The sequence below is a fragment of the uncultured Draconibacterium sp. genome (genome assembly GCF_913060805.1).
Classification (GTDB): Bacteria; Bacteroidota; Bacteroidia; order Bacteroidales; family Prolixibacteraceae; genus Draconibacterium.
Genome location: NZ_CAJXTC010000024.1, coordinates 57,588 through 84,056 on the forward strand (window position 1 = coordinate 57,588; position 26,469 = coordinate 84,056).

At 39.0% G+C, this 26,469-nt stretch carries 22 protein-coding genes; 21 read left to right on the forward strand and 1 reads right to left on the reverse strand.

What is annotated here, in order from left to right; genetic code table 11:
- The 19 genes from QZ576_RS14840 to QZ576_RS14925 all read left to right on the forward strand — a co-directional run bounded on the left by QZ576_RS14840 (position 1) and on the right by QZ576_RS14925 (position 24,854).
- The gene (locus QZ576_RS14840; protein ID WP_297098531.1) at positions 1 to 966 is read left to right on the forward strand and encodes an alpha/beta hydrolase; all 966 of its coding nucleotides are present in this window, start codon (positions 1 to 3) and stop codon (positions 964 to 966) included.
- A 121-nt stretch (positions 967 to 1,087) separates the two neighbouring features.
- Entirely contained in the window at positions 1,088 to 3,427 is a 2,340-nt protein-coding gene (locus QZ576_RS14845) for a glycoside hydrolase family 3 N-terminal domain-containing protein (protein WP_297098533.1), read from the forward strand.
- Positions 3,428 to 3,519: 92 nt separating this feature from the next.
- A complete protein-coding gene (locus QZ576_RS14850) occupies positions 3,520 to 4,389 on the forward strand; it encodes an SMP-30/gluconolactonase/LRE family protein (RefSeq protein ID WP_297098535.1) in 870 nt (289 codons plus the stop codon).
- Between the two features lie 99 nt (positions 4,390 to 4,488).
- Positions 4,489 to 6,963: a glycoside hydrolase family 2 TIM barrel-domain containing protein gene (locus QZ576_RS14855; protein WP_297098537.1), complete on the forward strand. Its 2,475-nt coding sequence runs from the start codon at positions 4,489 to 4,491 to the stop codon at positions 6,961 to 6,963.
- A gap of 32 nt (positions 6,964 to 6,995) precedes the next feature.
- Positions 6,996 to 7,877, forward strand: coding sequence for an alpha/beta hydrolase (locus QZ576_RS14860; protein ID WP_297098539.1), 882 nt, complete (start codon positions 6,996 to 6,998; stop codon positions 7,875 to 7,877).
- A 12-nt stretch (positions 7,878 to 7,889) separates the two neighbouring features.
- Positions 7,890 to 9,530 carry a glycoside hydrolase family 43 protein gene (locus QZ576_RS14865; RefSeq protein ID WP_297098541.1) on the forward strand — a complete coding sequence of 547 codons (1,641 nt, stop codon included), beginning with the start codon at positions 7,890 to 7,892 and terminating at the stop codon, positions 9,528 to 9,530.
- 14 nt (positions 9,531 to 9,544) lie between these two features.
- Positions 9,545 to 11,827, forward strand: coding sequence for a beta-glucosidase BglX (gene bglX, locus QZ576_RS14870; protein WP_297098543.1), 2,283 nt, complete (start codon positions 9,545 to 9,547; stop codon positions 11,825 to 11,827).
- Positions 11,828 to 11,914: 87 nt separating this feature from the next.
- Positions 11,915 to 13,060, forward strand: coding sequence for a hypothetical protein (locus tag QZ576_RS14875; protein ID WP_297098545.1), 1,146 nt, complete (start codon positions 11,915 to 11,917; stop codon positions 13,058 to 13,060).
- A gap of 9 nt (positions 13,061 to 13,069) precedes the next feature.
- Positions 13,070 to 14,197 carry a DUF5009 domain-containing protein gene (locus QZ576_RS14880; protein WP_297098547.1) on the forward strand — a complete coding sequence of 376 codons (1,128 nt, stop codon included), beginning with the start codon at positions 13,070 to 13,072 and terminating at the stop codon, positions 14,195 to 14,197.
- An 11-nt stretch (positions 14,198 to 14,208) separates the two neighbouring features.
- A complete protein-coding gene (locus QZ576_RS14885; protein ID WP_297098549.1) occupies positions 14,209 to 16,596 on the forward strand; it encodes a glycoside hydrolase family 3 C-terminal domain-containing protein in 2,388 nt (795 codons plus the stop codon).
- A 63-nt stretch (positions 16,597 to 16,659) separates the two neighbouring features.
- On the forward strand, positions 16,660 to 18,441 hold the full coding sequence (locus tag QZ576_RS14890; protein WP_297098550.1) for a family 43 glycosylhydrolase: 1,782 nt from the start codon (positions 16,660 to 16,662) through the stop codon (positions 18,439 to 18,441).
- Positions 18,442 to 18,692: 251 nt separating this feature from the next.
- The gene (locus QZ576_RS14895) at positions 18,693 to 19,571 is read left to right on the forward strand and encodes a creatininase family protein (protein ID WP_297098552.1); all 879 of its coding nucleotides are present in this window, start codon (positions 18,693 to 18,695) and stop codon (positions 19,569 to 19,571) included.
- A gap of 305 nt (positions 19,572 to 19,876) precedes the next feature.
- Positions 19,877 to 20,059 carry an Lrp/AsnC ligand binding domain-containing protein gene (locus QZ576_RS22560; RefSeq protein ID WP_367270495.1) on the forward strand — a complete coding sequence of 61 codons (183 nt, stop codon included), beginning with the start codon at positions 19,877 to 19,879 and terminating at the stop codon, positions 20,057 to 20,059.
- A 215-nt stretch (positions 20,060 to 20,274) separates the two neighbouring features.
- Positions 20,275 to 21,096 (forward strand): RteC domain-containing protein, encoded by an 822-nt coding sequence (locus tag QZ576_RS14900; RefSeq protein ID WP_297098554.1) that lies wholly within the window; start codon positions 20,275 to 20,277, stop codon positions 21,094 to 21,096.
- 333 nt (positions 21,097 to 21,429) lie between these two features.
- The gene (locus QZ576_RS14905) at positions 21,430 to 21,690 is read left to right on the forward strand and encodes a hypothetical protein (RefSeq protein WP_297098555.1); all 261 of its coding nucleotides are present in this window, start codon (positions 21,430 to 21,432) and stop codon (positions 21,688 to 21,690) included.
- 170 nt (positions 21,691 to 21,860) lie between these two features.
- On the forward strand, positions 21,861 to 22,157 hold the full coding sequence (locus QZ576_RS14910) for a helix-turn-helix domain-containing protein (protein ID WP_297098557.1): 297 nt from the start codon (positions 21,861 to 21,863) through the stop codon (positions 22,155 to 22,157).
- Positions 22,154 to 22,669, forward strand: a complete 516-nt coding sequence (locus QZ576_RS14915; protein WP_297098559.1) for a hypothetical protein — start codon at positions 22,154 to 22,156, stop codon at positions 22,667 to 22,669. Before QZ576_RS14910 ends, QZ576_RS14915 begins: the two co-directional genes overlap by 4 nt.
- A complete protein-coding gene (locus QZ576_RS14920) occupies positions 22,593 to 23,318 on the forward strand; it encodes an ATPase (protein ID WP_297098561.1) in 726 nt (241 codons plus the stop codon). Before QZ576_RS14915 ends, QZ576_RS14920 begins: the two co-directional genes overlap by 77 nt.
- A gap of 90 nt (positions 23,319 to 23,408) precedes the next feature.
- Positions 23,409 to 24,854 (forward strand): hypothetical protein, encoded by a 1,446-nt coding sequence (locus QZ576_RS14925; RefSeq protein ID WP_297098563.1) that lies wholly within the window; start codon positions 23,409 to 23,411, stop codon positions 24,852 to 24,854.
- Between the two features lie 461 nt (positions 24,855 to 25,315).
- Here QZ576_RS14925 and QZ576_RS14930 read toward each other — a convergent pair whose 3' ends face one another.
- Positions 25,316 to 25,660, reverse strand: coding sequence for a hypothetical protein (locus QZ576_RS14930; RefSeq protein WP_297098564.1), 345 nt, complete (start codon positions 25,658 to 25,660; stop codon positions 25,316 to 25,318).
- Between the two features lie 227 nt (positions 25,661 to 25,887).
- Here QZ576_RS14930 and QZ576_RS14935 point away from each other — a divergent pair, with 227 nt between their 5' ends.
- Both QZ576_RS14935 and QZ576_RS14940 read left to right on the forward strand, forming a co-directional pair.
- Positions 25,888 to 26,250, forward strand: coding sequence for a hypothetical protein (locus QZ576_RS14935; RefSeq protein ID WP_297098566.1), 363 nt, complete (start codon positions 25,888 to 25,890; stop codon positions 26,248 to 26,250).
- 55 nt (positions 26,251 to 26,305) lie between these two features.
- Positions 26,306 to 26,469, forward strand: a 164-nt coding sequence (locus QZ576_RS14940) for a DUF4134 family protein (protein ID WP_297098570.1), incomplete at its 3' end; no start/stop codon positions are given.

A 26,469-nucleotide genomic window follows, 5' to 3' on the forward strand; every position in this document is an offset into this window, starting at 1 on the left:
ATGAAAAAATTATCAGTTATCGTGGCAATTTGTACGCTTGCCATTTGCAGCGCAGTAGCGCAAAACAACATTGAAAAAGAAACATTTGTCTATTCTGAAATTGATGGGCAAGAATTACTTCTTGACAAGTATGTAGACAACAGTATTGAATATGAAGGGAAACGCCCGGTAATGATTTATGTGCATGGCGGAGGTTTTGCTACCGGGAGTCGTATAAATGCACTACAGATTAAGTACAATAAACATTTTGCAGCTAAGGGCTTTGTTTCCATTGCAATTAATTACAGGTTAGGATTAAAAGATGTTGAACAGCCCAGTCCAGAAATAATGACAAATGCCATTAATGTTGCACTGGAAGACCTTCTGACAGCTACTGCTTATATCATCGAAAAAGCTGATGAATGGAACATTGATACAGAAAAAATCATGATTTCAGGAGGTAGTGCAGGAGCCATTACCTGTTTAAATGCTGAATACGAGATATGTGCAGAAAGACCACTTTCAAAACTTGTACCTGAAGGATTTAATTATGGCGGAGTGATTTCGCAAGCCGGATGTGTAATGGTTAAGGAAAAAACATTGGAATGGAAAAAAACACCGTGTCCTATACTTTTTATGCATGGCGATAAAGATATGCAGGTTCCATTCGAAAGTATGGAAATGATGGGAACATTTACGGCAGGATCAAATTATTTGCATAAGCAGTTTGTAGAGCGTGACTTTCCACACTGGTTATATGTTGAGGAAGGTGCAGACCATATTGTGGCCTTAAAACCACTACAATACAACTTTGGCGAAATCGACACATTTATTGATCGTTTTGTGCTAAATGGAGAACATGCTATTGTAAAAACAATCTGGAAAGATAAAGAACCGGGATCGATGGATAAAATGTTTGACATTGTTCCATTGTACATGATAGGCTGGGATAAAACAGATGAAGAGGTAGAAGCAGGTGAACAATAAAAGGAGACTTCATAAAGTGAACATAAAAATCAACATGAATAAGTTTTTATTCGTGTTGGTTTTAACCCACATCTCGCTTACGCTGGTGGTATCGTCATGTATCACTAAAAATGAGACTACAATGGATCTGAACGCTATAGTTGATTCAATGTCTGTACAACAAAAAGCCCAACTGGTTGTTGGTACCGGACTTTATTTTGTACTTCCTGAAGCTATAAAAGAACAAATGCCGGAAAGATTTGCAAAACGACCTGAGGGTGATTCTGTTTATGTAGATATGGTTGAAAGGGTGAGAAAGTATTTGCCCGGTACTGCCGGAGTAACTGCTGAATTTTCTACCTTGGGAATTACCAGTCAAACGCTGGCTGATGGCCCCGCAGGACTTAGAATTTCACCTAGACGTGAAGGTTCTGATAGCACATTTTTTTGTACAGCATTTCCTATTGCTACTCTGTTGGCTTCTACTTGGGATACCAAACTTGTTGAACAGGTTGGTAATGCCATGGGAGAAGAATCATTAGAATATGGAGCGGATATTCTCCTAGCTCCGGGAATGAATATTCAAAGAGATCCACTTTGTGGAAGAAATTTTGAATATTATTCAGAAGATCCACTTGTGACAGGTAAGATGGCTGCTTCAATGGTAAAAGGTATTCAATCGAATGGAGTTGGTGCTTCAGTAAAACATTTTGCAGTTAATAATCAGGAAACTTACCGGGCCTCAGCTGATGCAATTGTTAGCGAAAGAGCACTTCGTGAAATTTATCTCAAAGGATTCGAAATCGTTGTTAAAGAAGCCCAGCCGTGGACTGTGATGTCTGCTTACAATAAAATAAATGGCTCGTATGCTTCGGAAAGCAAAGAACTTTTAACAGATGTATTACGCAACGAATGGGGATTTGACGGATATGTAGTTACCGATTGGGGAGCCGGTAATGATATTATTAAACAAATCAAGGCAGGTAATGACATGATTCAGCCCGGCTCTTTTAGTCAGGTGAAGGAAATTATTGAAGCCGTTGAATCCGGCACCTTAGATTTAGCAGAACTGGATAAAAATATAGAAAGGATATTAGGAGTAATGGTAAATACTCCTCGATATCGAAAATATCTCAACTCTAATAAACCTGATCTAAAAGCTAATGCATTAGTTGCTCGTCAGGCTGCTGCTGATGGGATGGTTTTACTGGAAAATAGAAATGAAACATTACCACTGGCTTCGGATGTTGGACGTATCGCCGTTTTTGGAAATACGTCCTATGATTTCATTTCGGGAGGTACAGGCAGTGGTGACGTAAATGAAGCTTCCACTGTTTCTTTAACTCAAGGATTAGTAGAAAAAGGGTATCAGGTAAATAAGGAACTTCATACGGTATATTCCTCTTATTTGTCCCATGAAAAAGCAAAACAACACACCAATTCTAATCCTATTCTGGCCATGTTTACCGGACCGGAAAGAATTGAGGAGTTGGTTCTTACCTCCAAGTTAATTTCAAATACTGCACAAACCGCAGACATTGCTTTAATAACAATTGGCCGTTTGGCAGGTGAAGGAGGTGACCGAAAACTTGTGGAAGGTGATTATTATTTAAGCAGAAAGGAAAGGGAATTATTAAAAAATGTAACAACCGCCTTTCACAAAGTTGGAAAAAAAGTAATCGTTGTTCTAAATGTGCCCGGGGTAATTGAAACAACAAGTTGGAGTGAAATTCCGGATGCTGTATTGTGTGCCTGGCAACCCGGACAAGAAGCCGGTAATGCAGTAACTGATATTCTGACAGGGAAAATTAATCCATCGGGCAAATTAGCCATAACTTTTCCAGCTAAGTATGAAGACGGCCCAACTGCTGCATACTTCCCTGGTAAATCAATAGATGGAAAGATAAATGAAATTAAAGAGTTGTCAGGATTTTCTATAAACGAAAATGTACCGTGGCAGGTTATCTACGGGGAAGATATATATGTGGGATATCGTTATTATAACACTTTCAATGTTCCAGTAGCTTATGAATTTGGATATGGTTTGTCATACACCAATTTTCAGTATGATAAGTTGAATATTAACAGAATAGACTCCAAAGATATTTTCACGATATCAGTTGAGGTAACAAATACTGGTAATTATCCGGGAAAAGAAGTTGTACAGGTTTATTCAAATCCCCCCAGTGGTGAAATAGAAAAACCAAAAGATGCATTAATCGCTTTTGGTAAAACCAAGTTACTTCAGCCTGGTGAATCCGAAACATTAATCCTCTCTGCAAGAAATAAAGACCTGGCTTGTTTCAATCCCAGACATTCGCAATGGATGGTCGAATCCGGAGAATACAAAATCAAAGTTGGCCCATCATCGCGTAAAACAAAACTGGAAGCTAATATCCTTATAAACGATGATGTAGTGATTGAGAAGGTTAACAACGTTTTAAGCCCAAAAATAGAATTTGATAAAATGCACAGGAGATAGGGGAAGCGAGTCAAAAATGAATAAAGAGTCCAAATAAAATTTAGAAGCAAGAATTGAAATTACAGTAAGTGTGCAAACGAAATGAAAATTATATGAGTGAACAAATTGCTAAACTACTTGATGGTATTGTTTGGGGAGAAAGTCCAAGATGGCGCCATGATAAATTATGGTTTTCTGACATTTTTGGGAAACAGGTAAAAAATGTTGATCTCGAAGGGAATGCCACACTTATTGCTGATGTGCCTACTATTCCTTCAGGTCTGGGATGGGGAGAGGATGGAAATTTATTAATTGCAACCGGTGCCGTTAATATCTTAAAGCAAAAAAACGGGGAATTTCAAATTTTAGCTGATTTGAGCCACTCGGCAGTCGGGATCAACGACATGGTTGTTGATACCAAAAGCAATGCATACGTTGGATGTTATGGCTACGATGTTAGAACCTACCAACCGGGAATGGATGTGGATGCCTGGGTTACGTTGGTAAGACCAGACGGAAGTTTCGAGAAAGTCGCCGACGGAATGATATGCCCCAATGGGATGGTTATTTCTGAAGATCAAAAAAAATTAATTGTAGCTGATACCTTCGCAAAACAGCTTTTATCTTTTGATATTTTGCCCGATGGTGGTTTATCAAATCGACATGTTTGGGCAGATTTGGAGGGTGGTCCGGATGGCATTACTATGGATAAGGATGGAAATGTCTGGGCCGCTATACCCCACATGGGTATAGTGATACAAGTTGAAGAAGGTGGTACTGTTTTGCAGAATATCCGGTTCAATAAAACTCCTCTGGCTTGCACATTGGGTGGCCCCAATGGAGATATATTATTTGTAGTTACTGTTGATGCACACAAAGAATTAAGCGAAGATGATTTAAAAGATCAAGATGCGGCTCTATCTAAAAAAGGATCTTGTATTGAATATATCTCGGTCGGTGCAAAAGGATTTGGTACCCCTTAGTATAAGATTCAGTAAATGTTTGGTAAACAAAGAAATGATAATAATATGAAAAAATGTGATTGTAGATTATTGTCCCTGAGTTTTTTAATCATGAGCATAATGTTCTCTTGCACAAACTCTCCGAAAGAAAATTTTTCGAAGCGGACACGTTTATTTAACGACGATTGGAAATTTATAAGAGACAGTATTGGTGGTGCAGAAAAACCTGATTTTGACGACTCAAATTGGATGACGGTTGATCTGCCACACGACTTTAGTATCATGGATCTGTCCGGCGAAGATTCGGATGATCAAGTAGGGCCATTTTCAAAAAAGGCACCGGGCAATGGCAATGGTACCGGGCACACAATGGGAGGTACAGGATGGTACCGTAAAAATTTTGTGCTTAATAAAGCCGACAGAGGGAAAATGGTGGCATTGAAGTTTGATGGTGCTTACATGGAGACCGAAGTTTGGGTAAACGGTAAAAAAGCGGGATTCAATAAGAACGGTTATACACCATTTTATTTTGATATCAGCTCTTTATTAAATCCAGCTGGGGACGTGAATAGTATTGCTGTTAAAGTTGACAATATCGGAGCAAATTCGCGCTGGTACAGTGGCTCTGGTTTATACCGGAATGTACATTTGATTGTAACAAATCCCGTGCATGTTAGTGTGTGGGGAACAAAAATTACTACTTCTGAAATCACTTCTGCTAATGCTTTGGTGGATGTTGAAGTTATAGTTCAGAATGGAAAAGAAGAGGCTGTAGGTGCGGAGTTAACCATCAACATAAAAGATATGGAGGGAAGTATAATGCAGTCTTCAACGCAAATAATAGATCTTTCCGCAAAGTCAGAAAAAATTGCAAAAGCGCAAATTAATGTGGAAAGCCCTTCCTTATGGTCAATTGAATCACCAAATCTTTATGAAGCTGAGGTGGTTGTGAATGTTGATAATAAAGCTTCGGACGTTTATACGCAGCATTTTGGAATCCGCTCGATTGAGTTTTCAGCCGAAAAAGGATTTTTACTGAATGGGAAGCAGGTTTTGATTAATGGTGGCTGCCTGCATCATGATAATGGCTATCTCGGTGCTGCTGCGTTCGAGCGAGCAGAGCGACGAAAGGTTGAATTGATGAAGGCTAACGGATACAATGCCATTCGTACTTCTCACAATCCATTTTCGGAAGTGTTCTTAAACGCCTGCGACGAGCTTGGAATATTGGTAATTGATGAGTTTACCGATATGTGGGAGAACTATAAGCATAAAAACGATTACTCTCGTTTTTTTAGCACCAATTGGGAGAATGATTTGAGTAATATGATAAGGAGAGACAGGAACCATCCAAGTATTATTATGTGGAGTATTGGTAATGAAATTCCTAAAAAGAATATTACCGACGGAGTGCGAATCGGCAAAATGTTGGTGGAAAAGGTTAAAGAACTAGATAATACCCGACCTACAACCGAAGGTGTTCCCAGCTTTTTGATACACGGAGGTTGGAAAAATGCAAAAAATTACTTTGAACTGTTGGATGTTGCAGGATATAATTATATGGAAGCAGCATATGAGTCAGATCATAAGGAACATCCCGAAAGAGTAATTTATTCGTCAGAATCATATCCAAAAGAAGCCTATAAATACTGGAAGGCGGTTGAAAAACTCCCTTATGTAATTGGTGATTTCGTTTGGACTACCATGGATTACATTGGCGAAGTTCATGTTGGCAACTCTACCTATAAAAAGGCAGAGGATATTGATCATCGGGCTTTTCAAACCATGGATGGTATCCCCGAAGGAACAAATCCTGACTTAATTTATAATTATATGAACCAGACACCATCTACCTGGCCGGCGTTTATTTCATGGTGTGGCGATTTGGATTTGATGGGTGATAAAAAACCGCAAGGGCTTTACCGCGATGTTTTATGGGATTTGAGCCCGATTGAAGTAAACGTGCATGAACTCATTCCTGAAGGTTATGTAGAGGATATCTCTCTTTGGGGATGGCCCAGGGAGCTGTCAGTATGGGATTGGAAAGGCAGCGAAGGCAAACCGTTACAAGTCCGTGTATTTACCAAAGCCTCGCAGGTGAAACTTGAATTGAATGGCCAACCAATTGGTGAACAGATAATCGGCGAAGATGATAAATACGTTGCTGTTTTTGAGGTTCCCTACGAACCGGGAGAACTCACAGCCATTGCTTTGAGTGATGGCAAAGAAATCGCCCGTAAAACCTTGTCAACACCAGGAGATGCATCAGCAATCAGATTGACTGCCGACAGAAAAACAATAAGAGCAGACCGCAACGATCTTGCTTATGTGAAAATTGAAATGGTTGATAAAAACGGTCAGGTGATCGTCCAGGATCCGGCGAAACTTAAAATTGATGTTTCAGGAAATGGAGAGCTTATCGGTTCCGGAAATGCTGATCCGAGCGATATGGCAAGTGTTAATAATTCGGAAGTGAATACATTTAGGGGAAAAGCACAGGCTATTATTAGACCTTTCAGTACTTCCGGTGAAATTGCAATATCAGTTAGTTCTGATAGCTTAACGTCTGGAGAAATAAAGATTATTGTTGAGTAACAGATTGTTTGAAAATCAAAAAAAGGATGAAAATGAAAAAGTTAGTGGTCAGTGTAATTGTGATTTTTTTTGCAATAAGTGGATTGTATGCTCAGGAAGTGATAAAGTTGTACGACGGTAAAGCACCCGGATCCGAAAATTGGGATTGGGATGAAACCGAACTTGGTGGCGGATTTCCTATGGTATATAACGTTACCGATCCGAGCCTGATTGTATGTAAACCTGAAAAAGAAGTTGCTACCGGAAAAGCTGTTGTGGTATGTCCTGGTGGCGCATTCTTAGTACAGGCAATAGGAAATGAAGGTTACGATGTTGCAAAATGGTTAAATAGCAAAGGTATTACTGTTTTTATATTAAAATACAGGCTTGACCACATGGAGTCAAATGATATTGCAAAAGAAATGGCGGACAGGAAAATTGGAACAGAAGAACATGCAAAATCGATCCAACCAATAATTGAAATGGCCATAGCCGATGGAAGGACTGCAGTTTCGTATGTAAAACAACACGCATCTGAGTGGAGTCTTAATCCTGATTCTGTTGGAATTATGGGATTTTCTGCCGGAGGTACGGTAGCTTCAGGCGTAGCTTTTACTTATGATGAGGAAAGCCGCCCGGCCTTTGTCGCGCCAATCTATCCTTATGTTGGCTACTATGCTGAAAATCCGGTCCCAGCCGATGCACCACCAATGTTTATCGCTTGTACTACCGATGATGGATTTGGCTTTCACACCCATGCAACCAAATTATACAATAAATGGGTGACTGTTCAAAAAGCAACTGAGCTGCATATGTACCAAAAAGGCGAGCATGGTTTTGCGGTTAAAAAGCAAGGCCTAGCAGTTGACGGATGGACAGAATTGTTCATTCAATGGTTGGATTTGCAAGGTAAGAAGAGCAGTTCTGAAAACTAAAATTTAAAAGTCATGATCAAACAAACAATATTCTGTGGACTCCTTCTTCTGTTTTTTAACGCAGTGACATTTGGACAAAGCAAAAAACCTTTATTAACCGATGAAGATTACATTACACCTTATAATGCTGTTGTTATACCTGATTCGGAAGTAACTTACAATAATCCGGTTATTCCCGGTTTTTACCCCGATCCCAGTGTGTGCAGGGTTGGTGACGATTATTATCTGGTGACTAGTACATTTGAATATTTTCCAGGAGTTCCTGTTTTTCATAGCAAGGATTTGATAAACTGGGAAAAAATAGGCTACTGTATTGATCGTGATGATCAGCTACCAAAACCTTTAAACGTTTTCGCTCCAAACATACAATATCACAACGGTACATTTTATATGATCACAACCAATTTCGGAGAAGGAGGTGGTAATTTTTATGTTACCGCCAAAGATCCGGCTGGTCCATGGTCTGATCCGATTTGGGTAGATATTCGTGGTATTGATCCCGATTTATTCTTCGATGATGACGGTAAAACTTATATCATCAACTCATTTTTTATGGTTTATGAAATTGATCTGGAAACTGGTAAGATATTAGATGAAGGTCGAAAACTTTGGTATGGAAACGGCGGATCAGCCCTGGAAGGCCCGCATATTTATAAAAAGGATGGCTACTATTATATTTTAGCAGCCGAAGGTGGAACCGCCGAAGGGCATCATGTAACCATGGCCAGGGCACTTAATTTATATGGACCATACATTAGTAATCCGGCTAACCCGGTTTTGGCACACGAAAATGCAGCGGGCCAGTTAAATGAACTTCATGGAATTGGGCATGCTGATATTATTCATGCACACGATGGCTCGTGGTGGATGTCATTTCATGGCTATCGTTTAATTGGAAACAGGGTAAGAGGTTATCACCATACCTTGGGAAGAGAAACTTGTATGGTGCCTATGGAGTGGCCCACAAACAGCTGGCCAGTAGTAAACGGGAATGGTACGGCAACCCTAAAAATGCATTGCCCAACCTTACCACTTCAGGAAAAATCGAAACAGTCATCTCACATTGATTTCGATAACCCGGAATTAGGAATGGAGTGGAACTATATTCAGGCACCACTAGTTAAAAACTATTCGCTTTCAGAAAGAAAAGGATTTCTCCGTCTTAAGGGGGCTGCAAACAATATCGGTGAAAATGGTTCACCAACCTTTGTGGGAAGAAGGGTGCAGCACATAGATTTTAGGGCCACTACCGTGGTAGATTTCGATCCCGAATCCGAAAACGAAGAGGCCGGATTAACACTGGTCAACCACGGAACTCATTTCGATATCTCGGTAAAAACACACGAGGATGAAAGAGTAGTTCAGGTTCAACTGGAGTTTGGTACCAACATTTATAAGTCAAAATCATTCTCTGTAAAGTCCGGGCCGGTAAAGCTCAGAATCGAAGGAGATACACATCATATCAGATTCCTGTATGCGCAGAATGATAATGATTTTATAGAATTAGATTCAGTTGTAACTTCCTATATAAGTTCCGAAACAGTTGGCGGATATTCTGGTGTATATGTCGGAATGTTTGCCTCCGGCAACGGAAAGATAAGTAAAGTAAATGCGGATTTTGATTGGTTTGAGTATCTGGGTAAGGAAAACTAAAAATAAAAACAGAGATGATAAAAAATATAAAATACCTAATGGGCTTGGTACTTTTAGTGACAAGTGCTGTTGCCTCTTTCGGGCAGGATGATATGGATAAATTTGTATCAAACCTTCTGAATAAAATGACTCTGGAAGAAAAGCTTGGACAGATTAATTTGTCATCAGGTAATACCGGGGCAGTATTAGGAGGTGGAGGAGAAGGGCAGTTGGAAGCCATTAAAAAGGGCGAAATTGGTGCAACCGGTGGATCTTCTTTTGAGTCCATAAAGAAAATTCAAGACGCAGCAATGGAATCGCGTCTACAGATTCCGGTTTTGGTAGGCCTGGATGTTATACATGGTTACAAAACAATTTTTCCCATTCCCTTAGCTTTATCTTGTTCGTGGAATACCACCCTGATTGAGCGAAGTGCACAAATTGCGGCCAAAGAAGCCAGTGCTTCTGGTGTTTGTTGGACATATTCACCCATGGTTGATATTTCACGCGATCCACGTTGGGGAAGAGTTTCTGAAGGATCGGGCGAAGATCCATGGTGGGGGGCTCAGGTAGCCAAAGCTATGGTGCGCGGCTATCAGAGTAACGACCTGACAAAGAATAACACTATCATGGCCTGTGTAAAGCACTTTGCTTTATATGGTGCTTCCGAAGCAGGGAGAGACTACAATACCGTAGATATGAGTCATCTTAGTATGTTTAATGGCTATTTTGAACCATACAAGGCCGCTTTTGACGAAGGTGCCGGTAGTGCCATGTCTTCCTTTAACCTGGTTGATGGAATCCCTGCAACAGGCAACAAATGGTTAATGTCTGATGTACTTCGTGAGCGTTGGGGATTTGATGGATTTGTGGTAACTGATTATACTTCGATTAATGAAATGACAGCGCATGGACTGGGCGATCTAAAAAATGTTTCAGCACTTGCGCTTAAAGCCGGTATTGATATGGATATGCAAGGTTTGGGGTTTATCGGTACCTTGAAAGAGTCGCTTGATGAAGGATTGGTTTCAATGGAACACATAGACTCAGCCTGCCGCCGTGTATTAGAAGCTAAATACAAACTGGGTTTATTTGAAGATCCATACCGCTATTTGGATGTAGAACGGTTAAACAGTGAGGTTCTGACAGATGCAAATCTGGAGGCTGCTCGTGAAGTCGCAACACGTTCCATGGTCTTGTTGAAGAATGAAAATAATATTTTGCCCCTAAAAAAAGAAGGGAAAGTTGCCGTTATTGGACCGTTGGCCGAAGCAACTGGTGATTTGTTAGGTGCATGGGTTATGTTTCGAAATAGGGAAATTGTCCCATCGATAGTAGACGGAATTAAAAATGTTGGTGGAGAAGATATTAATGTAGTTACCGCCAAAGGAGCTAATCTAACCGATGACCCATATCTGAGAAAGAGCCTGAGTTCCCCATACGCAATGTATATGGGTGAAAAAATGAAAATTGATGAACGTTCTCCTCAGGAACTTATCAATGAAGCTATTGAAGTTTCAAAAGATGCAGATGTAATCGTTGCTGTTTTGGGTGAATCAACAGCCATGTCAGGTGAAGCTTCCAGTAGAGCAGATATCAGTATTCCTGAAAGTCAACGAAAACTATTAAAATCTTTGTTAGAAACGGGTAACCCAGTGGTGCTGGTTTTGCTTAACGGGCGTCCACTTACCATTGAGTGGGAGAGTGAAAATGTACCTGCAATACTGGAAGCATGGGCTCCTGGTACAGCTGGAGGGAATGCCATCGCAGATGTTTTGTTTGGCGATTATAATCCTTCAGGGAAACTCACCATGACTTTTCCAAGAAGTGTAGGTCAGATACCTATTTATTATAATCATAAAAATACCGGTCGTCCTTTTGATGAAGTAAATAAATTCACATCGAAATACTTAGATATTCCAAACGATCCACTCTATCCATTTGGCTATGGATTAAGTTATACCTCGTTTGAATACGGCGATGTGAAATTAAATAAGACAAATTTAAAAGGGGACGATAAACTTTTGGCAACAGTTACTTTGACCAATATAGGCGACAGGGCAGGAGAAGAAGTTGTTCAGCTTTATATTTCCGATCCTGTGGCAAGTATTTCCAGACCTGTTAAGGAACTGAAGAACTTCAAAAAGGTGTTGCTTCAGCCGGGCGAGAAAAAAGAATTAGCTTTTATAATAGCACCTGAAGACTTAAAATTCTATAACTCAGATTTGATTTACGATTGGGAGCCTGGTACGTTCATAATTCAAATTGGCACCAATTCTCAAGATGTGAGCAAATCTGAAATTGTTTGGGAAAAATAATATTTAAGATATCTGAATAATTAAACAATAAAACAAGAATCAAACAACCTTGATTCTATTAATCCTTTTTAAACCAAAAAAATAGAAATGAAAACTTATTCTACACTAGTTATTCTTCTTCTGCTAGTCTTACTTGGGGCAGGTAATTACAGTTATGCTCAGAAATCTATTTCTGGGGAGTACGAAATGGTCGGAAGTTACAATCCGTTTGGAGACCTTGGCTCTGCAAGTGTTGCGCTAACCATAGCAGACGGCGGTAATGGCAAATACAAGGCTATAATGACCAGCGATGAAAGTATACCAACGCATACCATTTATCGCCCTCAAAATTTAAATGCCTTTGATGCTGAGAATCCATTACCGATAATTGTTTTTGGAAATGGCGCTTGTTTTAACAGTTCTCAACAGCTGGTTGTATTTCTTACCGAAGTGGCATCGCATGGCTATATTGTTATCGCGCCCGGTCCGGTAAAAAATGTGGTTTTCGGTATGGATCCTTTTGAAAGTACAACTTCTCAGGCACTTCTAGATGCGATTGACTGGGCAATTGAACAGAATCAAAACAAGGAAAGTCTGTTTTATAAAAAAATGGATGAAAATAAAATTGCAGCCATGGGAATGTCTTGCGGTGGAATGCAGGCAATTGAAATCTCAAAAGACCCAAGAATTGCAACAACCCTTGTCCTGAACAGTGGCGTATTTTCCCTTGGTTTTCCGGGATTACCAGAAGGCGTAAATATCGAAGATGTTATTGGTCAGAATAATGAAGATTCTGAAAATAAAGCAGCTGAAGGTAGTGCAAGCGATGAAGAAGAAGATGATAATCCGATTGCAAGTTTAAAAATGGGATTGCCCAATGCGCACATTCCAGAATTGAAAAGTTTTCATTCACCTGTTTTATACGTTTATGGAGGCAAGTATGATATTGCAACAGTAAATGCTGAAGATAATTACCAGTACATTGGTGATATTCCTGTGTTTTTTGCCAGCTACGATTTTTCGGAACTTGTAGATAAACTTAGCATGGAGCGTCCGGGAGAGGACTTTTCTGGTTATGGTCATTATCCGGCTACATATAAAGACCCTCACGCTGGTGAATTCGGAGAAGTTGCTGTCGCTTGGTTAGACTGGCAATTTAAAGGAGATAAAACTGCTGCCAAGCTATTTCAGGGAAGTCCTTGTGGCCTTCAGCAAAAACAGAAATGGACAATTAAAAAGAAAAATATTGATTAATAAGAAGTTATGACAGAACAAAAGACCTCGCGGTTTGTAGCCCTGGATGTTTTCAGAGGAATGACCGTTGCATTTATGATTATTGTGAATACCCCGGGAAACTATACAAAAGTATTTGCCCCATTTGATCATGCTTCCTGGCATGGTTTTACAGCTGCCGATTTGGTGTTTCCATCTTTCCTTTTTGTGGTGGGGGCCGCAATAAGTTTTGTAATGAAAAAATGGAATACCCAACCTACAGGCAAAGTGGTTTGGAAAATTGTTAAACGTTCAATCATCATTTTTGTACTAGGCTACATTTTAATGTATCCCTATTCAATTATGATGAAACCTGCAGTTCATGGTATCTTTCCGGCCTTTTCGCAAACCCGCATTATGGGGGTACTGCAACGTATTGCTGTGGCTTATGGAATTGTGTCACTGATGTTCTACTATCTAAAACCGAGAACCATCGCCTGGGCAAGTGTTGCAATATTGATACTTTATTGGCCTGTGTTGGTCTTTTGGGGTAGCAGCCCCGATCCGTTAACCATGCAGACAAACGCAGTCCTTAAGTTGGATATGTGGCTTTTGGGTGCAGGACATCTTTGGGTTGGCGATGGATTTCCGTTCGACCCGGAGGGTATTCTAAGTACAATTCCGGCTCTTGTAACGGTTATTTCAGGTGTTTTTGTAGGAAAATATGTGCAATCAAACGGTCGAACGTATGAAGGGCTTGCCAAATTATTTATGGTTGGTTTAGTATGTTTCATCATTGCATATTTCTGGGACTTTGCATTCCCTATTAATAAAAAACTATGGACAAGTTCATTTGTACTTCATACGACAGGACTAAATTGTATGTTGTTGGCTCTGATAATTTACGTACTCGATTTTCGTGGAATTAATTTTGGAGTGCATTTCTTCCAGGTGTTTGGCCGTAATCCACTGTTTCTGTACATGCTCTCCATGTTTGCAGCGTTGCTATTAATGATGATTCCTTTTCAGGGGACAAATTTACAAGGCTGGATTTATGAAAACATATTTGCACATGCCGGCGAGGTCTTTGGCTCTTTTTTATATGCCGTAGTATTTATGCTATTGAATTGGTTGGTCGGCTATGTTCTTGATCGTAGAAAAATATATATAAAAGTTTAATATCATCGACAATGAATAATTCACATAAAAGAAATGCAGGTTACATAAAAAATTGGATAACACGACGCTGCAAAATAAGTATGATAAACTTACTGTTTTCACTTTTTCTGTTTATTTCATCGAATGGTTTTGCACAGGAAGAGTTACCTCAACTTGGGAAAAGTTCGTTACAGGAAGTTATTGATGCGATGACCGTGGAGGAGAAGGTGAATCTGGTTGCAGCAAACGGAATCAGACAACCAGAGCTGCAAGGTCAGGTTATGGCATTGGGGCATTATATGTATGCAATCCCCCGGCTAGGAATACCCGCAGTTGCTCTAAATGACGGACCGGCAGGACTCAACATTAGTTCTTCAAGAGCATCTGATCCCGATAAAAAATTCTATGCTACAGCTTGGCCCAGCCCACGGTTGCTTGCCTCCAGTTGGGATCTCGAACTGACAGAAAAGGTAGGTAGTGCCTTTGGTCACGAAGCAAAGGAATATGGTATTGGAGTAATTCTAGGACCTGGCTTGAATATCCAAAGGATACCACTTTGTGGCAGAAATTTTGAATACTATTCTGAAGACCCTTTAGTTTCTGGTTTAATGACTTCTGCAATTGTAAACGGAATTCAATCAAATGATGTAGGTACATGTATAAAGCATTTTGTTGCCAACAACCAGGAAACTGAACGTAATACTTTGCATGTTTATATGAGTGAAAGGGCAATGAGAGAGATTTATCTTAAAGCTTTTGAGGTAGCTGTAAAAAAATCAAAACCGTGGACTGTAATGACTGCGCATAATTCATTAAACGGGCCTCATGTATCAGAAAGTTATGAGTTGCTCACTACAATTCTGCGTAATGAATGGGGATTTAATGGTTTTGTGATGACCGATTGGTTTGGAGGTACCGATGCAATTGCACAATTAAAGGCGGGAAATGATCTGCTAACTCCGGGAATGCCCTATCAGGTTGAAGCACTTCTAAAAGCAATAGAAAGTAAGGAGTTGCAGATGGAAACGCTTGATAAAAATGTTGAGCGGATTCTTTCTGTAATTATGCGAACTTCAACATTTAAAGGGTATATATTTTCTGATAATCCTGATTTAAAATCCAATGCACAATTAGCGAGAAAGGCCGCGGCCGAAAGTATGGTTTTGTTAAAGAATGACAACGAGGCTCTTCCTTTCAGCAATAGTATAAACAGGATTGCATTATTTGGTAATTCAGGATATAAACTATTCACAGGTGGACTGGGAAGTGCTCGAGTAACCCCTGCATACGAAAATTCAATAGCCCAGGGATTGAAAAATGCAGGATATTCATTAAACAATGAATTAAATGAAAGATACCTGAATTACATTGCGGAGTACAGTACGAAAAATCCTATAGTAAATCATATTAAAGAACTATTTGATCCGACACCACAGGCACCAATGATGCCGATTAAAAAGGATGTTATCGAAAAACTTTCATCGCAAAACGATGCCGCCGTAATAGTTTTGGGTCGCGTTTCAGGAGAAGGAACTGATAGAAAACAAGAAGAATTTGAACTCTCAAAAACCGAGAAGCAAACAATAAAAGATGTTTCGGAGGTGTTTCATGCCAAAGGTAAAAAGGTTGTGGTAGTATTAAATGTTAGTATAGAAGTTGAAACCGCAAGTTGGCGCGATGATGTAGATGCCATAATGTTAGCCTGGTTACCGGGGCAAGAAGGAGGAAATGCTATTGCTGATATTCTATCAGGCAAGGTAAATCCTTCGGGTAAACTTACCTCTACTTTTCCTGTGAATTATGACGATGTTCCATCTGCAAAAAATTTCCCGGGAAAGATGTATCCTGAAAAATCAACTCGCGAATTTATGGGGTATCCTTACATTCCAACTGATGTAACTTACGAAGAAGGCATATATGTAGGCTACCGTTATTACAACAGTTTTAACGTAAAAACAGCATATGAATTTGGTTTTGGGTTATCCTATACAGATTTTAAATACTCAGATTTAAAGTTAAGCGCTACAACTTTCAAGGATGAATTGAATCTTGAGCTTATTGTTACCAATACAGGCAAAGTCGCTGGCAAAGAAACCGTTCAGTTATATCTGGCTGCTCCTGCGAAGACAATGGATAAACCAGCGGTAGAACTAAAAAAATTTGCAAAAACTAAGTTGTTGGCACCGGGAGAGGCACAAACAATAAACTTCAAGTTAATCCCAAGAGATTTAGCTTCTTATGATTCAGGTCAATCAGCCTGGGTTTCTGAAGCAGGAGAATATTTAGTAAAAGTAGGAGCCTCTTCAAAAGATATTAAACTGAGCAAGGCCTTTCGATTGTCTGAAAATCTGGTGGTAGAAAAAGTGCATAAAGTATTACTTCCTCCATATAATATAAATGAGTTAAAAAACGACCGATAAGGTACTAATAAAATCAACGAGGAATTCGTAGGTAAATAACTTGGAAATATAAATCGAATTCAGATGAAGAATATTCTGACAGAGATAAAGAACAGGCAGACAGTAGTGCTGGGGACATTTTTTATATTACTAATTGCCTGCAAAAGCAATAATGATCCGATAGATGAATCGGTAAGCTATTGTAATCCGTTAAACCTGAATTACAGGTTTCAGGTTACTGAAGCTTCATACCGTGAAGGTGCAGACCCTACAGTGGTTTGGTTTAAAGACAGATACTATCTTTTTGCATCGATGTCGGGTGGGTACTGGCATTCAAAAGATTTGGGAAAATGGTCGTTTATTGAAACCGATGAGATTCCTACCGAAGATTATGCGCCTACCGCTATAGCTATTCAGGATACAATGTATTTTATGGCTTCGTCAGAAGACTTTGATTTTATGACTGCTACAGGGAAACCGAATGCGATATATAAAGCAGCTGATCCATTAAGTGGTAAGTGGCAAATTGCAACAGACTCCATTGATTTTGGCGTTTGGGATCCTGCCTTTTTTATGGATGATAACCAGCGTTTGTACTTTTATTGGGGATGCCACCCCGGAATTCCGATCAAGGGTATTGAAATGGATTATAAAAAAAACTTCTCATCAATTGGAGATCAGGTTGATTTGTTGAGGGCCAATTTAAAAGAAAAAGGTTGGGAAGTTTATGGAGAAGTTAACGAAGATGTTAACGCCTATAGTTGGTTGGAAGGTGCTTGGGTAAATAAGCATGAAGGGAAATACTATCTGCAATATTCTTCTCCCGGAACTCAGTTTAACAGTTATAATGATGCTGTATACGTCGCAGAAAATCCGTTGGGACCTTATAAACTTCAGAACCATAATCCTTTCTCGTATAAACCTAGTGGATTTATTGGAGGTGCAGGACATGGAAGTACATTTACTGATGAGTACGGTAACTACTGGCATGCAAGTACAATGGCTATATCCGTGAAGCACAACTTTGAACGAAGAATTGGTATATGGCCGGCATTTTTTGATAAAGATGGTGTTTTTTATACCTATACAGCCTATGGGGATTTTCCGCATGAAATACCGGATTTTAAAATGAATGGCCCCGAAGATTTTCAACCCAAGTGGATGTTGCTTTCATACAATAAACCGGTTGAAGTTTCATCTTCGTTGTCGGAATATCCGAAAGAAAATGCTGTAAACGAAAATGTACGTACATACTGGAGTGCCGATTCCGGAAATGCAGATGAATGGTTGATGATTGATTTGGAAGAAAATTCAACTGTTCACGCTTTGCAAGTAAATTTTGCCGAGCAAAATTCAACACTGTTGGGCCGTTCAGACAGCATTTATCAACAATATAAAATTGAATGTTCCACTGACAAGCAGGACTGGAAACTATTGGTGGACAAAACGCGAAGTAAAGAGGATGCACCACATGATTTTATTGAATTTAGTGCTGAAACTAAAACACGCTATATCCGGATTACCAATTACAGGGTGCCAGACGGGAATTTTGCAATTTCCGGATTCCGTGTCTTTGGTTTCGGAAAGGGAAATAAACCAAAGCCTGTTGATTCATTTTCAGTTGAAAGAAATATGGATGACAAACGACAAGTGATGCTAAAATGGCCAAAACAACATGATGCAGTAGGATATAATATTCGGTACGGAGTTGCACCTGATAAACTTTACAGTAACTATCAGGTATTTGATATCGATTCGCTCACCATTTTAAGTTTGAATAGCACAATGGAATATTATTTTGCCATTGATGCTTTTAATGAAAGTGGTATAACGGCAGGCACTGTTGTTCTATCGACACTTAAATAGAAGAACAGCTAAAGGTCTTTGTCGTTCAAAATTGGGGGTGTATGTCTAATTGAATTGGGGATTATTTAAAGGGAAAGAGGATTCGATATATCACATTATAAAATCATACAAGTTTATGATTTTATAAGATACCGTGTACTGTAAATACTGTGAGGTGTAATGGTAAAAAGTTTAGAATGAGAGGTGTTTCTTGTTGTATTAAACGAATTGAGCAAAAATTAATTAAAACCTAATAATTTAAAATTCAAACTATGAAAAATGTATTACTTCTGGTGCTATTCATTTTTATGATTTCACCACTTCTGGGCCAGGATATTCCTTACAGATTGGAAGAACTAACAGGTCCCGATTTTATAAAAGCTGTTGAGAAAAGTGAGAAAACATGCATCATCCCAATTGGTGTTTTTGAAAAACACGGACCTCATTTACCGCTTGGAACCGATTTGTATTTAGCCAGAGAGTATTCGCTGCGTGCGGCAAAGGAGGAGTATATTGTTGTTTTCCCATGGTACTATTTCAGTCAGATAAATGAAGCCAGACAACAACCAGGAACGATTACTTACAGCCCGAAGTTAATTTGGCAAATGCTACAAGAAACGCTTGACGAGTTAAACCGAAATGGTTTTGAAAAAATAATCCTGGTAAACGGGCATGGTGGTAATAATGCCTTTTTGGAATATTTTGGCATGACGCAGTTATCAGAGCCAAGGAATTATTCTTTGTATTGGTTTAAACCAAAAGCTAGCGATGAAGTAAATAAAAAGGTTGAAGAGTTGACCATGGATGATTACTATATACAACATGCCGGAAATAATGAGTCTTCCGCCATGGCAGCTGCACAACCTGATAAAGTACATCTTGAGAGGGCAGACGAACAATCTGGAGCCGACTTACAACGGATGAAAAATTTGAAATATGCATATTCCGGGATATGGTGGTATGCCAGTTTCCCAAATCATTATGCCGGTGATGGTTCTGAAGCAAATGCAGAAGCAGGAGAATTGATCATTAGTCACACCGTTTCGCAATTGGTTGAAATGATAAAGCTGGTAAAAGCCGATACAGTTGTTCCTGATCTTCAACAGCAGTTCTATAAGGATGCTGAGAATCCGTTGAAAACAAAACAATAGAGTGAAGTAGGTATTATGCTTAAAAAGAGTTAAAAAGTTATCATAGCTAATTCGACCACTTTCCTATATTGGAGTAATAATGAGTTAAATTTATAAGAATAAGAACAAATTGATTTATATAATACTAGTTGGTGCATTCTTGATTTTGATAACTTAAGAGAGAAAATGATAAAATTGGGATGATGATGCAAAAAATAAGCGGGTTGATTTTTGTCGGATTAGGAGTTCGATTATTATTGCAGAAACGATAACATGTCAACTACAAATTTTTATTAGAATTCTTTTTCAACTTAAATTAATAAAATATGATTACAACAATAATCTTAATTAAAACCCAACATTCCAAAATTAGTGAGGTTGGAGAAAAAATAGCAAGCATAAAAGGTGTAACGGAAGTATATTCGGTTAGTGGCAGGTATAACTTGGTGGCAATAAGGCATAAAAAAAACAGAATCGATGATGGCCTACAGAATGCTGTCACAATATGATTTGGCTGGTGCTTTTGATATTGATGATTGATTGTTGTACCGACATTGATCAGATAAAGTAATAATTATGACCAATAAAGGTCCTAAGTAGATTACACTGTATATTCTTTTAAAGGATACTAATTCATATGAGATAGAAATTTTGTTTAACCCATTTTTTGCAATTCCGAAACAGTAAATCTAAAGACTGTGGTAAGATAATTGAAGCTACGGCCATGAATAACCAATCATACAATAAAACAATAACAGAACTGGAAGAAACCTTAACCCAATTAAAAACGGACGCACAAGACTTTGTCGAGTTAACCGAAAAAGCAATGGGTCTTTGTGATAGTGTAATATCAAAATTCAGGATTTCAGTGCTAAAATATGGCTTCAGCTCTGAGGAAGAAGAAATCCATTTTTTCAAACATGTTAAGCCCAAAGTAGAAAGTAAGTTCATTTTTTATACCGAACTATTTATCTTGGAGGCACACCGGCCAGAGGGTGAGTGTAAAGCTCAGGTTAAGTATCTGCAAACTGAAATTGCAAAGCTTTGTACCTATCAAAAAAATAATCAAGAGCTTTATCAATATTTTAAAAGGAATAAAACAGATCTGGATCATATCTATTTTTTAAGGGGTAATTTGGACTTACGAATTCATGAGGATAATATTTCGTGTCACAGCGATCCCAATTTTTGTACAGGATACGATAGAACGCTGGCTAGAATAATGGCTAACGAACAACTCAAAAAATATATCAGTAATGAGATTAAAAAACTAAAAGGGAACCAAGAGTTTGTCAGTAATCTATACTGGACAAATCCTAATATTGATGCTTTGGAAATAGTGTATTCGCTTTTCCTGGCTAATGCCATTAATAATGGGAAGGCAAGCCGAATTGAAATTGCCCGCGCCTTCGAAAAAATGTTCAATATCAAGTTTAAGGACATTTACGGCACCTTTAAAGAAATGCGTGGAAGAAGTGATCAGATCAGTTTTCTGAAACATTTAATCGAAGTTTTACAAAAGCGAATGGATGATATGGATGAATAGGTGTGAATGAATATTTAGATAGAAACATTAAAATGAAACAGGAAATGAGTAAGAATTGAATTAACTTTGTAGTAGAAAATACGAGATCTTCTCACCAATAGGGAATGGTGAGTGACATATAGATATTAGAGCGTTAGCTTTTATTCTTGCAAGAGAAAATCGCCAATTTTTTTACACAACAGGAATATGAGTATGACGCCCACGATTTGCGTGGGGCGTACTTGTGTGTTGTGTGGGCGTTTGGCGATGCCCTTCTTGCAGATATGTATCTGTCCCACGCTACTTTTTTAATTTACTGTTTTAGGGACAGGACAGTAACCAAAATATTAACACATGACTTTTTCGGAACGAAGCATAAAGTATGCAGATTTACTTGTGCCCATAAAAAAATGCCCGCTTGGCGAAGCTGTGCCGGATTGCCCCTTTGTGGAGTACTGGCAAATCAAAGACGAAACAAAACAAATGAACCTGATTGAAGAGCTACCGGAAGAAAAACTGGATGCACTTCGTGAGTTCCACCGCAAGTGCCTGGCCATAAAGATTAAACAGGCACAAAAAGAAACGGCAGAACAATACAAAAAACAAAAAATCTAGATTTTTTTCAATTTCTTTTAAGGCCTTGTTAGTTAGAAAAATGCATGACTTTTTTACGCTCGCTGTTCACAAAAAACAATACCCCACTGGGGTGTTACGGGGGTGAAATATTCAGATTGACTTTTCAACTTTGGCAAAACGCAAATTGTATCATGTTAAAACAAAACGTTATGCCAACAGAAATTGTAACCACCGACGATCTTCGTGAATTCAAACTCGAATTACTCAAAGAAATCAAACAACTCTTCGCTGCCCACCACGGGCAACCCACTAAAAAATGGTTAAAATCTTACGAAGTTCGTAAACTGCTGAACATCTCACCGGGCACACTTCAGAATATGCGTGTTAACGGCACACTGGCTTTTACCAAAATTGGCGGTGTAATTTTCTACGACAGCGAAGAAATCCAGAAAATGATGGCAGAAAACCGGGTGAATAACCGCTTTGACTTTGGCCGGAGAAAATGAATTATATCCGTCACCTGCGCGGCTTTTTCGATCACTTGGAGAAAGATGCAAACATCACCGCTCAACACATCAGCCTGTATATGGCACTATTCAACCTCTGGAACCTGAACCGCTTCAGGGAACAGTTTGAAATCAACAGGCAGGATGTGATGGCCATGGCCAGGATCGGTTCAAAAACCACCTACTCGAAGTGTATGAAAGAATTGAACTACTGGGGATATATCCGGTATTCGCCGGGAGCTAACCGCTACCAGGTAAGCAAAGTTAGCTGTACCAGATTCGGGACCGCTAGTGGGACTGCTACTGGTACTGCTAGTGAGACCGCTACCGGGACTGCTACCGGGACTGCTACCGGGACCACTAGTGGGACACCTTTTATAAACTATATAAACAAGAAAAACAGTAAAGAAGATTCCTCCAAAAATTTGAGAAAAAATGGAAGAAAAAAACAAAACGGAAAAGCCAATCCCCTCCATGTCGAAACCGATAAAGATTATTCCGAACCCTTATAAGGATATCGCCGGTTTTGAAAATGGAAAACACCAGTTCGGATTCAAGGCCTGTCGAAAGTGGTTGGAAGACCTGGGAAAAAAAACGTATGGCCCACAATTTCGTTTGTATCCCGAGGATTCAGAATTGCTTTATAACTTGATTGTTTATGCCATTGAAGACAAAGAAGTGGCTGAAAAACGAAACCTCGATTTGAAAAAAGGAATTTTACTTACCGGCCCTATCGGTTGCGGGAAAACCACACTGATGAGCCTGGTAAAATATTTCTTTCAACATGGAAAACAATTCCGGGTAGTTTCCACCCGCGATATCAGTTTTGAATTTGAAAAAGAAGGCTACAAGGTAATAAACCGTTACAGCAAGAATCCGGTAAACCTGAGCTATTCCAATCCTATTCCGAGTATCTATTGTTTTGATGACTTAGGAGTTGAACAGGTTCAAAAATATTTTGGAAATGAATGCAATGTCATGGGTGAAATTCTTCTAAGTAGATATGATTTGTTTGTTTCCAAGGGCATTCCTACCCATCTGACAACGAATCTCTCTGCTAGTGAAATAGAAGAAAAATATGGCAACCGAGTCCGCAGCCGTATGCGCGAAATGTTTAACCTGATTGCCTTTGATAAAAATGCCGGAGATAAAAGAATATAGAGGAATAGGTATTTAGTAAATTCGACTAGTTGTTAAAATCTTACTTATTCATTCTTAATTCTTTCAACATATTTAAAATATCTTAGTCACATGTTGTATGCCAAGGATGAAAGAAATAATAAAATTAAACCTTATAAGGGGCGAATTGCCAAATGTCCTTATTGCCACGAAAAAGTAATTGCAGTATGTGGTGAAATCAATATACACCACTGGAGACATGATCGATCAGCTGATTGCGATCCCTGGAAAGAACATGAAACTGAATGGCACAGAGAATGGAAACAGGAATTTCCTGAAGGTTGGAGAGAATCTATAATTCTTAAAAATGGAGAGAAACATATAGCAGATGTTCATACAGACCGTGGAGTTGTGCTGGAATTACAAAATTCTTCAATATCAACAAGTACAATCCGGATAAGAGAAAACTTTTATGATAAAATGATTTGGCTTGTAAATGCTGATTATTTTAAGGATAATTTTATGATTCGAAGTGAAGTAACTTCGCGATTACGCAAACTAAAATACAACTACGAATATCAGATCAATGATATTTCTGATTATGATGATAGATTAGAGGAGCGTAGAGAAGATATTCGAAAAGTTGGTCAGAAGATTGAAAGTTTGCAACGCAAATTGGAGTGGGAACAGGATAAACTTGATAAATTCCAGAAGTTTAAAGAGAATTTTGAAGAACGGTTTGAAATTTATATCAATTCAGGGTGCTATTTAAGTGAAATTTGGGACTTTGAATCGGAAATCATTCCCAAACTAAAAAATATTAAAACTGAAATTGAAGAAACAGAATCGGAAATTTTATTTCAGGGGAAAAAAGTTGATAAGATTAATGGTTTTTCATCAGTTGCAATTAGTGGCTATGAATCTTATCGATATGTAGGATTTAATGAAATATCTGCCAATTTTTACAACTTGTGCAAAGTAGTTAAGAAGGATACTATTAACTCATTCTTTCCCGAAGTATCAGATCTCAAGTCAGAACTTGAATTTTCAAGACGCGCATACTCCCAAAACCAGTATCTTTTAATCGCGGACTTAACAGAGAATCTTTCCTACATCAATAATACTTTATCCGACTTACAACAAAAAAGTGATTCATTAAAGGGAGAATTGGTATTAAAACATCAACAGCTGAAATCTGAATTACTTAATTGGCTTGCGAATGAGATTCTCATTCAAGAAGATAAAACATATGCGGTAAAACAAAAAATTGACAAAAAGCTTATAGAGCACCAAGAATGTATCGATGATCTGAATTCCGAAAACAAAATGCTAGAACAGGAAAGTGAAACTTTGCAAAAAATGTTAAAGGAAGATTGTCAAAAAAAGGAAGTAGAAATAAAACGAACTCATAAAGGTTTTTACACATTTCAATGGAAACATAGAAGAAAAACCTGGGACTTTGCCGAAAAACCTCTATTCCTTGATTTTGGAACTCATATATTCAGAGTTATTTCAGAAGATCGATTGCAAAAGCTGAGTATTTCGGATTTTATTCAAATAATAAAAAGCTGGCAATAACTCAGAATAGAGGTATACGTTTTTAGATATTTCCAATGCAACGGCCTATCATTCCGGCATGCTTAAGAAGCTCTGCTCATGATTCGCAAGTACTCGCTCTCCTGTTGATATCCCAGAATGAAAAGCCTTAAGCACCCCACGGCAAGAGCCGGAATTCCGGTACGCTTTGCTCAACGCCTTCCCCGGCCTTCCCTTCACCCGCCCCGTATTTTCGGCCGCCTAATAGCCGATCCAAAGCGAAAACCCGGAACAGGCTCCGGTCAGCGCTTCCTTGTTTCACTGACCTTCCCTGCATTCCTGCACTTGCCATTAGCCTGCCCACAATTAATAATTTTACAGGTAGTTTAAGGTATTTTCCAGTGCCCCGGCACATTCCCCGGACCGCCTGCAACGCTCCCTAAACCCGTTCGCCCACTCACGGGAAACGGTCGCTTGTTTCGCCGTAACAGGGGAAAGAGCCTTTAGGCACCGCACGGAAAAGAGCCATCCTTGCGTTTCACTCCAGTCCTGCACTTTTCCTGTAGCCCGCACACAAATACAGCTTTATAGGTATTAATGACTTTACAGGTGGAAAAACCAAAAAGAAACCCAAGATCGCCGGCCTCCCCACAAAACCCTCCCTGGGAAAAATGCAAGATCAAGATGAATGCCCCGGAGCAATCATTTAACAGGTAAGTTTTACTGGACTTACAGTTGCCGTGGCAATCCTGCATTTTATCCACGGCCGTCAGTTTCATTGGTTTCTTTTCTTTTTTTCCCTTTTTTCTTTTCTTTTGAGGGAAAGTTATTTTACTATTTAAAAACAATTGAAAGCATTTTAAATCCAATTGTTAATAGCATTTTCAAACCAAAGGTATTTTCCTCCAAATACAAATAATTCTGATGATATAGATGGAATTTATTTAACTATATAAAACACCCCAGTGGGGTGTTCATGGGGTGAAACTTATTTTCAAGTCCTCCACATTTGCAAGACCGGATCTGTATCGAATACAAGACATCCGGAATAAGAAAAACTTAAAACTTAACGCAAATGTTTGGAATCAATCAAATCACCTGGTCAGAATTTTTATCCTTTCTTATGCTACTCTTGCTAGCATGGTATATGCTTCTAATCGCGTACTGCTGGTCCCGGTCAAAACAAAAAGGAAAAGATCGGCACTTTGAAGCAAGTGATTCAGAACATACCTCCGGTGGTGGATTTCAGCCCATCGCAGTTTATTCCCACGAACTACCGTCAAAAATCTTACCGGTAAATCCAGTCGAGAACCAGCGGATTGAAGCCTCGATGTACGAAGAAACGGGTATGGATGAAGGCATGGCTCTGGATCATTTTACCAACAAGAACAATCCGGTTCTGGCGGCAAAAATCGACGAATATCAATATCAGCAATAATCCATTAAAATTTAAAATTATGAGAAAACAAATGCATGCGATTTATCGCAGGGGCATGGCAGCTGTAGCTATGCTGATTTTTGGAGTGTATAACGCAATGGCACAAAGTTCAGCAGGAATCGATCAGGCGACCACGGAAGTTAATTCCTATGTGGATCCGGTGGCTAATCTGATCATAGCCATCGGAGCAGTAGTGGGCCTGATCGGCGGTGTGCGTGT

Excerpts from the sequence above, each read along its gene's own strand:
- QZ576_RS14840 (WP_297098531.1), top strand. The coding sequence starts at position 1 with ATGAAAAAATTATCAGTTATCGTGGCAATTTGTACGCTTGCCATTTGC.
- QZ576_RS14845 (WP_297098533.1), top strand. The coding sequence starts at position 1,088 with ATGGATCTGAACGCTATAGTTGATTCAATGTCTGTACAACAAAAAGCC.
- QZ576_RS14850 (WP_297098535.1), top strand. The coding sequence starts at position 3,520 with ATGAGTGAACAAATTGCTAAACTACTTGATGGTATTGTTTGGGGAGAA.
- QZ576_RS14855 (WP_297098537.1), top strand. The coding sequence starts at position 4,489 with ATGTTCTCTTGCACAAACTCTCCGAAAGAAAATTTTTCGAAGCGGACA.
- QZ576_RS14860 (WP_297098539.1), top strand. The coding sequence starts at position 6,996 with ATGAAAAAGTTAGTGGTCAGTGTAATTGTGATTTTTTTTGCAATAAGT.
- QZ576_RS14865 (WP_297098541.1), top strand. The coding sequence starts at position 7,890 with ATGATCAAACAAACAATATTCTGTGGACTCCTTCTTCTGTTTTTTAAC.
- bglX (WP_297098543.1), top strand. The coding sequence starts at position 9,545 with ATGATAAAAAATATAAAATACCTAATGGGCTTGGTACTTTTAGTGACA.
- QZ576_RS14875 (WP_297098545.1), top strand. The coding sequence starts at position 11,915 with ATGAAAACTTATTCTACACTAGTTATTCTTCTTCTGCTAGTCTTACTT.
- QZ576_RS14880 (WP_297098547.1), top strand. The coding sequence starts at position 13,070 with ATGACAGAACAAAAGACCTCGCGGTTTGTAGCCCTGGATGTTTTCAGA.
- QZ576_RS14885 (WP_297098549.1), top strand. The coding sequence starts at position 14,209 with ATGAATAATTCACATAAAAGAAATGCAGGTTACATAAAAAATTGGATA.
- QZ576_RS14890 (WP_297098550.1), top strand. The coding sequence starts at position 16,660 with ATGAAGAATATTCTGACAGAGATAAAGAACAGGCAGACAGTAGTGCTG.
- QZ576_RS14895 (WP_297098552.1), top strand. The coding sequence starts at position 18,693 with ATGAAAAATGTATTACTTCTGGTGCTATTCATTTTTATGATTTCACCA.
- QZ576_RS22560 (WP_367270495.1), top strand. The coding sequence starts at position 19,877 with ATGATTACAACAATAATCTTAATTAAAACCCAACATTCCAAAATTAGT.
- QZ576_RS14900 (WP_297098554.1), top strand. The coding sequence starts at position 20,275 with ATGAATAACCAATCATACAATAAAACAATAACAGAACTGGAAGAAACC.
- QZ576_RS14905 (WP_297098555.1), top strand. The coding sequence starts at position 21,430 with ATGACTTTTTCGGAACGAAGCATAAAGTATGCAGATTTACTTGTGCCC.
- QZ576_RS14910 (WP_297098557.1), top strand. The coding sequence starts at position 21,861 with ATGCCAACAGAAATTGTAACCACCGACGATCTTCGTGAATTCAAACTC.
- QZ576_RS14915 (WP_297098559.1), top strand. The coding sequence starts at position 22,154 with ATGAATTATATCCGTCACCTGCGCGGCTTTTTCGATCACTTGGAGAAA.
- QZ576_RS14920 (WP_297098561.1), top strand. The coding sequence starts at position 22,593 with ATGGAAGAAAAAAACAAAACGGAAAAGCCAATCCCCTCCATGTCGAAA.
- QZ576_RS14925 (WP_297098563.1), top strand. The coding sequence starts at position 23,409 with ATGTTGTATGCCAAGGATGAAAGAAATAATAAAATTAAACCTTATAAG.
- QZ576_RS14935 (WP_297098566.1), top strand. The coding sequence starts at position 25,888 with ATGTTTGGAATCAATCAAATCACCTGGTCAGAATTTTTATCCTTTCTT.